Source organism: Synechococcus sp. OH2, from assembly GCF_047462155.1.
GTDB lineage: Bacteria > Cyanobacteriota > Cyanobacteriia > Thermostichales > Thermostichaceae > Thermostichus.
Genome location: NZ_JANSIR010000112.1, coordinates 40,808 through 51,631, shown reverse-complemented (window position 1 = coordinate 51,631; position 10,824 = coordinate 40,808). Strand labels below are relative to the sequence as shown.

At 60.1% G+C, this 10,824-nt stretch carries 9 protein-coding genes and 1 pseudogene; 1 reads left to right on the top strand and 9 read right to left on the bottom strand.

Features of this window, described 5'->3' with window-relative positions:
- The 6 genes and pseudogenes from NW835_RS12095 to rnz form a co-directional block, all read right to left on the bottom strand.
- Positions 1 to 478: pseudogene (locus tag NW835_RS12095) on the bottom strand (DNA polymerase III subunit beta); the annotation flags it as partial.
- A 785-nt stretch (positions 479 to 1,263) separates the two neighbouring features.
- Complete coding sequence (dusB, locus tag NW835_RS12090) at positions 1,264 to 2,346, bottom strand: tRNA dihydrouridine synthase DusB (RefSeq protein WP_414415412.1); 1,083 nt, start codon at positions 2,344 to 2,346, stop codon at positions 1,264 to 1,266.
- A 27-nt stretch (positions 2,347 to 2,373) separates the two neighbouring features.
- Positions 2,374 to 2,589 carry a 30S ribosomal protein S18 gene (gene rpsR, locus NW835_RS12085; protein WP_414364911.1) on the bottom strand — a complete coding sequence of 72 codons (216 nt, stop codon included), beginning with the start codon at positions 2,587 to 2,589 and terminating at the stop codon, positions 2,374 to 2,376.
- 29 nt (positions 2,590 to 2,618) lie between these two features.
- Positions 2,619 to 2,813 carry a 50S ribosomal protein L33 gene (gene rpmG / locus NW835_RS12080; RefSeq protein ID WP_011430486.1) on the bottom strand — a complete coding sequence of 65 codons (195 nt, stop codon included), beginning with the start codon at positions 2,811 to 2,813 and terminating at the stop codon, positions 2,619 to 2,621.
- 90 nt (positions 2,814 to 2,903) lie between these two features.
- Positions 2,904 to 3,776 (bottom strand): RDD family protein, encoded by an 873-nt coding sequence (locus tag NW835_RS12075; protein ID WP_414364913.1) that lies wholly within the window; start codon positions 3,774 to 3,776, stop codon positions 2,904 to 2,906.
- Positions 3,777 to 3,823: 47 nt separating this feature from the next.
- On the bottom strand, positions 3,824 to 4,780 hold the full coding sequence (rnz, locus tag NW835_RS12070; RefSeq protein WP_414364925.1) for a ribonuclease Z: 957 nt from the start codon (positions 4,778 to 4,780) through the stop codon (positions 3,824 to 3,826).
- Positions 4,781 to 4,921: 141 nt separating this feature from the next.
- Here rnz and NW835_RS12065 point away from each other — a divergent pair, with 141 nt between their 5' ends.
- Positions 4,922 to 5,278 carry a HesB/IscA family protein gene (locus NW835_RS12065; RefSeq protein ID WP_414333417.1) on the top strand — a complete coding sequence of 119 codons (357 nt, stop codon included), beginning with the start codon at positions 4,922 to 4,924 and terminating at the stop codon, positions 5,276 to 5,278.
- Here NW835_RS12065 and NW835_RS12060 read toward each other — a convergent pair whose 3' ends face one another.
- The 3 genes from NW835_RS12060 to NW835_RS12050 all read right to left on the bottom strand — a co-directional run.
- Positions 5,279 to 6,475 carry a response regulator gene (locus NW835_RS12060; RefSeq protein WP_414415411.1) on the bottom strand — a complete coding sequence of 399 codons (1,197 nt, stop codon included), beginning with the start codon at positions 6,473 to 6,475 and terminating at the stop codon, positions 5,279 to 5,281.
- Positions 6,476 to 6,485: 10 nt separating this feature from the next.
- Positions 6,486 to 10,394: a PAS domain S-box protein gene (locus tag NW835_RS12055; RefSeq protein WP_414415410.1), complete on the bottom strand. Its 3,909-nt coding sequence runs from the start codon at positions 10,392 to 10,394 to the stop codon at positions 6,486 to 6,488.
- A 151-nt stretch (positions 10,395 to 10,545) separates the two neighbouring features.
- A partial coding sequence (locus NW835_RS12050) for a cation transporting ATPase C-terminal domain-containing protein (RefSeq protein WP_414415409.1) occupies positions 10,546 to 10,824 on the bottom strand: 279 nt, incomplete at its 5' end.

Here is a 10,824-nt window from a genome sequence, read left to right as displayed (position 1 = left end):
CGCGTAGCTGGTACTGTCCGGCGGCCGATGTAAGGGTCACAGCAGCGCTCTCCGGAGCTTGGCTAACACCGATCGGGCCGCTGGGCAGGCGGCTGACGATGTCGCTGAGCAGCTTGGCCGGCAGCGTGGTGCGACCGGATCCCTTCACCTCGGCCTCGAACTCGCTGCGAATGCACAAGTTTAAGTCAAAGGCCGTCAGAGCAACTCGCTGTGCCTCTGCGCTTGCCTCTACCAGCACGTTGGCCAAAACCGGCAGGGCAGGACGGCTGGCAACGGCTCGGCTAACTGCAGCAAGGTGATGGCTGAGCGCAGCTTGCTCACAGGTGAAGCAAAGACCGCCGGCAGGTAGATCGACAGCCTCGCTGAAAGACTCTGTCCCGTTGACGGGAAAGGGATACCCAGAGCTGCCGTCGCGCGGGGCAGACGCGGGCGAGCTGGCTTCGACTTCCCAATCCACAGGACGTTGAGCTTGCACCATTGGGGACTTGCGAGCTGAATATGCCTATCCTACACCGCCTGCTTCCCACGGATCCCTCCCTGCCCAGACGAGTTTTGCAAAAAAATTTTCTTCGCGCGCGCAGGATAAAGTTAAAAACCACGATCCCTACCCAATTTAATTTTTTGATCTAGTAGTAGTAGGGGCTGTGGAAACTGTGGAAATTGATCGGAAAAGCCTTGCGCCACAAGCTTTTGATCGTATTCCCCACCTGTGGAAAAACTGTGGATAACTTGGCCAATTTTCCACAAGGTATAAATACTCTGTGGATAACTCGGGGGGTTTTTCCACAAGTTTTCCACAGATTTTTGGAGTTTTCCACAAGTTTTCCACAGGCCGAGAGGATAAAAATGTTGTTATTCCCTGACAAATTCATAAAACTTAACACACAACCGGTGTAGGATGCCCTAGTCTAGTATTCCGCTGCTCTAAATGTGGCCTGGGGATCCCATGAAGGCTGGGGGCGGCCTTTGGGGGGTTTCCACAGGTTTTCCACAGGTTGCTTGGGAAAACCGTGGTAGCCTTTGGCTAGCTGGGCCCGCCAGACCAAAAGTCCGCATCGAGCTCAGGTGCGGCGGAAGCTGCTGGTCGCGAGCTCCCGTTTGGCAAGGTTACTGTCACTTCAGCTTCAGCCAGGGCAGTTTGCCTATGCTCAACTGCCCATAGCCAGACAGGGTCGCTTCTCCAGAAGCGTGGATGCCTTGTTTCAAGATGAAAACAACCGTTTGCAAACGGCAGTCAAAGGCCAATTGGCTACTGCCCAGCCGTTAGGGCAAAAGGATCCCCTGCTCAATTTCGGAGTTTGAGTCTTCAGTTACTTCTTCCGGCTGCAGCGGGGCCTCTTGGCAGCGCTCCATGGCCTGAAGTAGAAGGGCTTCCCCTTCTTGCAAGGTTTCGATGCGGCAGAGAAGGGCGCGAAACTGAGAGGCACCGGTAAAATCCTTGATGTACCAGGTCATGTGCTTGCGGGCCTGACGGATGCCACGTTCTCCCTTATACTCCCAGAGGCCTCGCAAGTGTTCTAAAGCCATTTGAATCCGATCCAGGGGGGTAGGAGCTGGTCTTTCTTGGCCGGTTTTCAGGAAGTAATCGATTTGCCCCACTAGGAAGGGGTAGCCCATGGTGCCGCGGGAGCACATCACGCCGTCGGCGCCGGTTTCCTCCAGACACTTCACCGCTGCAGCGGCCGAGAAAATATCCCCATTGGCGATTACCGGAATGCGCAGATGCTCTTTGACGCGGCGAATCCAATCCCAACGGGCTTTGCCGTTGAACCCCTGAGCCCGTGTCCGGCCATGCAAAGTCAGCAATTGCGCTCCGGCCTCCTGCAGCCGGTAGGCAAAATCCAGGATGTTGATCTCCTGATCCGACCAACCCAGGCGAGTTTTCACTGTTACGGGCACGGACACAGCCTTAGCCACCGCTTCCACAATCCGGGCTGCCGTGTCCGGCTCCCGCAGCAGGGCAGAGCCACCGCCGTTTCTGGTAATCTTGTTTACTGGGCAGCCCATGTTGATATCTACCAAGGTCGCCCCTTCATCTACCGCCATGCGAGCTGCTTCCGCCAAAAAGTGAGGTCGGCAGTCGAACAACTGAATGCCGATGGGCTGCTCCCCCTCGCCCACTTCCATGATGCGGGGTAGCTCGCGGGCATAGTGCAACCCCGTCGCGTTCACCATTTCGGTGTAGACCAAGCTTTGCGGGGCAAAGCGGCGTACCAGCCCCCGAAACACTTTGTCGGTTACTCCCGACAGGGGTGCCTGAAAGACACGACTGAAAATCTTCACCCCACCAATCTCAAGGGGTTGGGCCATTCGAGCTTGCAATTGCGGCGAAAGCTGCAGGCTCATCGGGATCCGGAGAAAGCAACCAGCAACTTATCCTTCTTTGTTGACAAAGTAAAGAAGACCCAGGATGCGCGCCCGTTTGATGGCAGTAGACAGCTCCCGCTGCTGCTTGGCGGTCAGGCCGGTGATGCGGCGGGGCAGAATTTTGCCTCGCTCGGTTACAAATTTCTTGAGCAGCTCAACATCGGTGTATTTGATCGGCTCTCCCGGCTTGATGGGAGACAGGCGGCGACGAGCGTAAACCATAGGTCAGGAGAACGGTAAAGCGGCTTGAACTACTTGATCTCTTTATGGACGGTGTGGCGGTTGCACTTGGGGCAGAATTTCTTAAGCTCCAAGCGGGCCGTGGTGTTACGGCGATTTTTGGTGGTGGTGTAGCGGTTCACCCCTGGAGAACGCTTGTTGACGTTGGTGCGGCACTCCGTACACTCCAGGGTAATGATGATGCGAGCACCCTTTGCTTTGGCCATAGTGGATCCCAAGGTGGAGGAAGTAAAAGCACTTGAGAACCCCCAACCCCAGGGGTTGAGGCTGGAGGTGGGTTCACCTCGTAAGCGCGATCACCAATTATCCAACTTTTCTTTGACGGAATCAACCCAGTTTTTGACTTGCTTGCCGGTTTGTTGTCTTAGGCTGCGGGTGTTTCGATCCACGTCCTTGCTCAGGCGCTGCATCTGCTGGGAAAGATCGCGCACTGCCTCGTTGCGTTGGGCTTGGCGCAACAGCTCGCGAGCGGCGGACTTGACGTCCTCGGCGGCGTCCCCCTCCAGGATGTCCTGCAGCAACCGCAGGGCTTTCTTATCTAAGTGGTAACCCTGCTCCGATTCCACCACCAGGGTGCGCCCGGCGCGGTCGTGGATGCTCTGGCGTTTTTCCTTGTCGAAGAAGGCAAACAGCCCATCGGCCGCCAGGGGCACCAGCAGGGCTTCTGTGAGCACAAATAGGGAGAGCACCCCCTCGCGGGCCAGGGAGCGAACCAGGTGGGGTGGGGCCTCGGTTTCGGGATCCAAGGTTTTGAGGTTCAGCAGCCATTTGCCAAGGCTTTGGCCAGCGGGGCGGGATTGGAAGTAGCCGCGGTTCACCAGCCAGGTGGCGAAGAAGGCGATGTAGCCGGTCATGTCCACGGCGCCCGCATCGGCTCCCACCAGAGAAGCCAAGCCCTGCGCCAGGTAGGAGACCCCCAGCCCCAGCCCAAAATCCAGGGCAAAGGCCCCGATCCGTTTGCCCCAGGGGGCCAGTTTGGGCAGGTTTTCCTCGGCCTGGGGCGAGCTGGCTGCTTGGGAAGCCGGTCGCTCTGCTTGTACAGGAGGCAAGGAGGTTGCCGGGGGCAAGGCGCTGAAAGCTTGCCACTCGCTGGCGTTTTGATCCAGTTGCTTAGTTTTGGGCCGCTCTGGAAATGGAGGCCGTTCAGGATAGGGTCTGGGATCCGTCATCGCAGGTTGAGGCTGTCAGTCCTATCATTCTAGCTAGCAAGGCGGGTCTAGACCCCCACCGGCAGGGGAGCAGGGCTGCGGCGCGGGATCGCGTAGGTCATCCGATCCCGGGCCAGGATTGTGTTGGGAAAAATCGCTTGAGCTTCCGCCAGCAAGTCTTCTAGGGTGATGGGAGCTTCGGGGGTGTAGCGGGGACTGAAGTGGGTGAGGATGAGGGTCTGGGCCTTGGCTTCGGCGGCCACCCGCGCAGCCATGGCGGCAGTGGAGTGCTTGGCGCGCTGGGCCAGTTCGCGATCCGCTTCGGCGTAGGTGGCCTCGTGGATGACCAGGTCAGCAGCACGGGAGAGATCGACGGCGTTGCGGCAGAAGATGGTGTCGGTGCAGTAGGAGAACTTGCGCCCTGGGATGGGATCCCCCACATAATCTCGTCCGTGGAAGTGGCGGCCCTGCCAGAAGATGGATTGCCCGGCCTTGAGCTGGCCGTAGAGGGGGCCGGGCGGGATCCCGTCTGCCTGAGCCTTGGCCACGTTAAAGGTGCCTGGCCGATCCTGTTCCACCACGCGGTAGCCGAAGGCGGGCACCCGGTGATCCAGGGGCGCGCAAAAAACCCAATATTCTGGATCCTGAAGAATGAGACCTGTTTCTACGGTGTGAACCCGGAAGGAATAGGGGATCCGCGTCTCGCTGTAGCGCAGCACCGCCTTCAGGTACTCTTCCAGGCCGGGGGGGCCGTAGATGTCGATGTGTTGGGGGGTACTGCCCAGGCCACAGGAGGCCAACAGCCCCGGCAGGCCGTAGATGTGATCCCCGTGCATGTGGGTGATGAAAATGCGGCGCAACTGGCTGGGGCGCAGCTCGTCCAGCCGCAACAGTTGGTGTTGGGTGCCCTCGCCACAATCAAACAGCCACCATTCCGACCGCTGCGGAAACTGCACCGCCACGCCAGAGACATTGCGCTGGCGGGTGGGCATGCCGGAGCTGGTGCCCAAGAAGGTAACACGAATGGCGTTGGGATCCGTCACAAGGGCAGAACGGTAAAGTTGAAGGAATGGGATCCCTAGCTTATCAACTGTTCCTGCCGCGCGCAGGGAAAAGGCGGCCCAAAACCCTTGTTAGGATGAAAAGTAAGTGTCAGCTTTCCCGCCATGATCACCTTGACCGAGAGCGCCATCCAAGAGCTAAAACGCCTGCGCAGCAAGTACGAGAAGGAGGGATCCCAGCCCATCCTACGGCTGGGGGTCAAGCCCAGCGGCTGCTCTGGCCTCTCTTACGTGATGAACTTCGAGCCCCAGGCCAACCCTGATGACCATACCTTTGACTTTGGCGATATTCGGGTGGCAGTGGATCCCTTGAGCATGACTTTGATCCAGGGCCTCACCGTCGACTTTTCCGAGGATCTGTTGGGGGGCGGTTTCAAATTCAAGAACCCCAACGCGGTGGCTAGCTGTGGCTGCGGCACTTCCTTTGCCACCGCCGAAACTGCCGCTGCCGTCGGCCATTGATCACATCCTGCCGGACGACTCTAGGCTGGGCAGGCGGAGTACAAAACACGTCCACCCGTCCTCGCTGCTGACTCGAACGTGGCCCTGCAGGTATTCCACCCACTGCTTCACCAAAGCCAACCCCAGGCCGCTACCTGGCTGGGCCCAGGGATCCGCAGTGGGCACGCGGTAGAAGCGCTCAAAGAGGCGGGGCAGATGTTCCGGCTCGATCTGAGCGCTGTTGCCGATCTTAAACTCAACCCCTCCAGGGATTGGCTGAACCCCTAGACGGATCGTGCCACCTGGCTGGGTAAACTTGCAGGCATTGTCCAGCAGTTCTTTGAGGATCTGGGTCAGGAGCTGCGGATGGCTGTAAAACCGCCAGGGGGAGGGGGGCAGATCCACCACCTGCAGCGTGAGGGAGCGGGCCTGGGTGCATTGCTGCGCTGACTCGATCAAGCTGTGCCAGAGGTGGGGCAGGTCAATAGCTGCAACGGCAGAGCCCAGGTCTTTCCCTTCCAGGCCCTGCAGATCCAACAGGCGGTTGATGAGCTGGATTTCGGCCTCGCACTCCTGCAGGGCAATGTCCCGGTATTGCCGCTGCTTCTCGTTGAGGGGGGTGCGGCCCAGGAGTTCCAGGGCTAGCTTGATCTTGGTCAAAGGCGTGCGCAGCTCGTGGGAGACCGTGGCCAGAAAGTGGTCTTTGAGGCGGTTGAGCTGCTCCAGATCTGCCACCTGGCAGGCCAGTTGGGCGGTGCGCTCCTGCACCTTGGCTTCCAGTTCCTGGTTAAGCTGCTGCAGACGGCGCTGGGCCTGGTTGGCTTGCAGCAAGTGGCGTAGGCGCCGCTTCAAAACCGACCAGTGGATGGGCTTGGGGATGTAGTCGCTGGCACCGGCGGCAAAGGCCTCACTGACAAAGGCTTCGTCTTCTAAAGCGGTGACGATTAAAATTGGCATGTCGGGGTTTTGGGCGTGGAGGCGACGGCAGCACTCAAACCCATCCAGATCCGGCATCACCGCATCCAGGAGCACCATGTCCGGCTGATGGCGGCTTACGACTTCTAGACAAGCCAAGCCGCTGTCCGCTTCTACAACTTGGTAGCCTTCCCGCTCCAGGGCATAGCGAGCCAAAAGCCGCTGGCTGGGATCATCGTCGGCAATCAGCAGCAGTGGCTTTTCCTCGGCTCCAGAGAAGCTCCCTCCCCGCCGATCTGACATAGGCTTGGCATTAAGCTTCTGCATGGGTACTGGCAACAGGAGAAGGCCCAGACGCGGCAGCCGATAACTCCAGGGTAACTCGCTGGTACTCGGCTTCCAACCGTTGCAAGGCCTGCTTCAGGGTATCCCAGTTTACAAAAGCGGGAGAGGGGTGGCGAGAGAGGTTCTCCAGCTCCTGACACATCTGAGCTAGCGACTTGGCCCCCAGGGTGCTGCTGCTGCCCTTGAAGCGGTGGGCCAGTTGGGCCACGGTTTGGGCATCTTGCCGCTCCAGAGCCTGGCGCAGGGATCCCAGCAGGGCCTGGCTGTCTTGCTGGTAGGTTTGCACCATCTCCTGCCAGTCTTCGGGGGATCCCAGCATGCTGCGTAGGCTGGCCAGGGTGTCGGGATCCAAGGCTGGCTCCGGTTTTTCTTCCTTGCAAGAAGAAGAGATTTCCTGCAAAGCGCGCTCCAGCACAGCCGGCTGCAGGGGCTTGGTCAGGTAGCCGTCGACGCCGGCGGCCTCGGCAGCAGCACGGCTTTCCAGGAAAGCGTCGGCGGTGAGGGCAAGGATGCGCGGCTGGCGATCTGGGGGAAGTTCGCTGCGGATGCGGCGGGTGGCGGCCAGGCCGTCCAGCTCCGGCATGTGCAGATCCATCAAGACCAGGTCGTAGGCGCGCAGTTGCAGCGCCTGCAGAGCTTCCAGGCCGTTGGCCACGATGTCCGGCTGATAGCCCAGCCGCTCCAGCATTAGGCGGATGACTTTTTGGTTGACGGGGTTGTCCTCGGCTACCAAGATGTGCAACGGGCAGCGGCTGGCCAAAGGCAGCGGGGGCTCCAAGTTGGAAGTAACGGCAGGCACTTTTTCCTGGCAAAGCAGAGCCCGCAGTTGCGAGGCCTTGACCGGCTTGCTCAGGGCAGGAAAAGAGCCAGAGCTTGCCAGAGCCGCGCTGCGGGCCACCAGCAGCAAAGGCCTCAGGGGAGGCTGCTCCTGCTGCAGAACTTTGGCCAGGGCCAGTCCATCGCCATCAGGCAGGCTGGTATCCACCAGGGCCAGCTCAAAGGTCTGGGCCTTGGCCAGGGCTTGGGCTTCTGCTGCAGAGCTGCAGGCCGTTACCTGCATCCCCCAGGCCTGGAGCAGGCGAGCCAGGAGCTGCCGTTGGCTGGCGTTGTCTTCCACCAACAAAACCCGCTTGCCGGCTAGAGCAGCATCGAGGGCTGGGGCTGCCAAGAGGGCCGGATCCGGAACACGCAGCGGGACACGGAAACCAAAGGTGGATCCCTGGCCCGGCTGGCTTTGCACCCAGATCTCTCCGCCCATCAGTTGACAGAGGCGCTGGCTGATGGCCAAACCCAGGCCCGTGCCGCCGTAGCGGCGGCTGATGGAGCTGTCCACCTGGCTGAAAGGCTTGAAGAGGCGATCCTGCTTTTCCGGCGGGATGCCGATGCCGGTGTCTTGCACCTGGAAGCTCACCCACTGCTCCTGGGCCTCGACGCTTACCACCACTTCTCCCTGCGGGGTGAACTTGATGGCGTTGCTGAGGAGATTGGCCAGGATCTGGCGCAGGCGGTTGGGATCCCCCACCAGGCTGGCTGGCAAGCTGGGATCCACCCAGGCCACCAGCTCCAGATCTTTGCTCTGGGCTTGGGCGGCCATGAGGTCCAAGAGCTCCTCCATGAGCTGGGGCAGGGAAAAGGGCGTTTCCTCCAGCTCCAATTTCTGAGACTCGATCTTGGAGAAATCCAAAATGTCGTTGATGAGGCTGAGCAGCACCTCGCTGCCGTAGCGGATGGTCTGCACCCAATCCCGCTGCTGCGGATCCAGGGGGGTATCTAGCAACAGGCTGGCCATGCCCATGATGGCGTTGATGGGCGTGCGGATCTCGTGGCTCATGGTGGCCAAGAATTCGCTCTTGGCGCGGTTGGCCGCCTCGGCAGCTTCCATAGCCGCCTTCATCTGCTCTTCCGTCTGCTTGGCCAGGGTGATGTCCCGCCCGGCGGCGTAGGCCAGGGATCCCGCCAGAGAGGCGCGCCATTCGATAAAGCGGTAGCTGCCGTCTTGGGTGCGGTAGCGGTTGACTAAGCCATCCAGGCGTCCTTCTTGCAGCAGCTTTTGCATCGCCTTCTGCGTGGCCGGCAGATCTTCCGGGTGCACCCATTCCCAAAAGGGGTGCTGCTGCAGCTCCTCGAGGGAACGGCCCAGAACAGTCTCCCAAGCAGGGTTGAGGCGGCGAAAATACCCCTGCTCGTCGGCAATGCAGAGCAAGTCCAAAGCTACCGAGAAGAATTGCTCCAGCTCTGCTTCGGCCTGCTTGCGGGCGGTGATATCGACGGCGGTAAACACCCAGCAAGGGATCCCGCGCAGCACCAGCGGCTGGACGAAGACGTCTTCCCAAAACTCCCGGCCATCCCGCCGTTGCCAGTGCCACTCAAAGCGGGCAGATCCCTGAGAGCGAGCTTGCTCCAGGTAGGGCTGCAGCGAGAACCCCCTTCCCTGCAGGGCCTGGCGATAGGGGGACTGCTCCAAAACGTCGAAGGCCCGCAGCTCCTCCAGGCTGGGAAATCCATAGGCGGCAAGGGCGCGCGGATTAGCCTCCAAGATCTCGCCCGTTTCGGCATGGCGAATGAGGATGGCCACGGCAGCATTTTCAAACAGGGCGCGGAACTTCTGCTCGCTCTCCTGCAGGGCTTGCTGTGCCTGCACCCGCTCCGTGATGTCGCGAATGATGAGCACCACTTCCTGCGCATTCAGAGGGGCAATGCGCACCTCCTCGTGGCGCACCTCGCCATCGATTTCCAGGCTTTGCTCATAGCGCTGCAGGGTTTGGGTGGCCAGGGCTTGGCGAATATAGGCAAGCCGCCGCTCCGCCAGGTCTGGGGGCAGGAGTTCGTGGGGTGAGCGCCCCAGGTAAGTTTCTGGCAAGCCGTAGGGCCGCACCTCCCCCCCACAGCTCACTCCCAGGCAAACGCCCTGGCTATCGAGGTGAAAGATGAGATCCGGGATGGCCGCCAGAATGGCCCTTTGTTTTTCCTCGGCCACTTTGAGCTCTAGCTCAGCCCGCTTGCGCTCTGTGATGTCCCGCACCAAGACGTAGAGCTTCTCGCTGCCGTGGGCAACGATACAGGCCCTGCGATACTGCTTGACTCCTGGCTGGGGCTCAATCTCGTACTCCAGGTATTCGGCGGTCTGGTTGGCCAGAGCCCGCTTCCCCAGAGCCTCGTATTCCTCCCGCAAAGCAGGAGGCAAAATCTCCTGAACCCGGCGGCCAATGTAGTCCTGAGGGGGGTGCAGAGTGGCGAAGTAGCGGGACGGCTTGCAGTCGAGGATGCGACCGTCGGCAGCAATCTCCAAAATCATGTCTGGGATTGCCTCGTAGAGGGCGCGATAGCGGGACTCGCTTTCCTGCAGCGCCTGCTCTCTCTCAACCTGCTCGCTGATGTTGCGGCTGGTGATGAGGATCCCATCCCCCACCGGCACCACCTGGTGGTGGAGCCAACGGGCCCGCAAGCCCGGCTGGCCGGAGATGGGAAACTCCTCTTCCAGGGGGATGCGGGTTTCCACCACCCGCTTGTATTTTTCAAAAAAGCCAGCCGTGCGGTTGATGGGCAACAGCTCGCACAGCCTTTGGCCGAGGATCTCCTCCCGGCGGCGGGAAATCAGCTCCTCCCCCTTGGCGTTGACATCGACGAAGACAAAGTCCACAATCTCGCCGGTAAAAGGATCCCGCACCGCCTCCAACAGATAGATGGCATCCAGGCTGGCTTCCAGCGCTGCGCGGAAACGGGCCTCCGGGCTGGAAGTTGCCAGCGATCCCTTGAAAATGAGCTTGAAAACTCTCTTAAAGAGAGGGATCCGCCGCCGGAGCCAGCCAAGCCCTAGAAGTGCTCCGAGAACCAAAACAATCCCCCCAAGCATAAAGCTGGCCCAGCCCGGCAGCATTATCTCTATCCCCAGCTCTTTTCTGGTGGCGGCTGCTTCCAGCTTATCTTCTGGTTTCCGCAGAATCGCTCAGTTAAGTTGCGGAAAAAAGCTGCCCTACCCTGCCCTGGGAAAAAGCTTTTGGCAAAGGAGGAAACCATGGAAGCTAGCCTTAACGGGGGCGCCAGCGGCAGTAGAGTTTTTCCAGATCTACCCAGACCATCACTACTGTGCTGAAGCCCACGCAGATAAGCAGCTCAGTGAGGGTCAGTTCTTCTGTCCCGAAAAAGTCGCGTAGGAAGGGCACATAGAGCAGGGCCAACTGCAGCAGCAAAGTGGTCAGCACCGCCCCCAGCAGGTAGGGGTTGGAAAAGGGGTTGAGCTCGATGGTCAGCTTGTCATTAGAGCGAACCGCCAGCGCATGGCCCATCTGGGCAATACACAGGGTGGT

Coding starts and splice junctions, on each gene's coding strand:
- NW835_RS12065 (WP_414333417.1), top strand. CDS start 4,922: ATGATCACCTTGACCGAGAGCGCCATCCAAGAGCTAAAACGCCTGCGC.
- rpsR (WP_414364911.1), bottom strand. CDS start 2,589: ATGGTTTACGCTCGTCGCCGCCTGTCTCCCATCAAGCCGGGAGAGCCG.
- NW835_RS12055 (WP_414415410.1), bottom strand. CDS start 10,394: ATGCTGCCGGGCTGGGCCAGCTTTATGCTTGGGGGGATTGTTTTGGTT.
- NW835_RS12060 (WP_414415411.1), bottom strand. CDS start 6,475: ATGTCAGATCGGCGGGGAGGGAGCTTCTCTGGAGCCGAGGAAAAGCCA.
- NW835_RS12075 (WP_414364913.1), bottom strand. CDS start 3,776: ATGACGGATCCCAGACCCTATCCTGAACGGCCTCCATTTCCAGAGCGG.
- dusB (WP_414415412.1), bottom strand. CDS start 2,346: ATGAGCCTGCAGCTTTCGCCGCAATTGCAAGCTCGAATGGCCCAACCC.
- rpmG (WP_011430486.1), bottom strand. CDS start 2,813: ATGGCCAAAGCAAAGGGTGCTCGCATCATCATTACCCTGGAGTGTACG.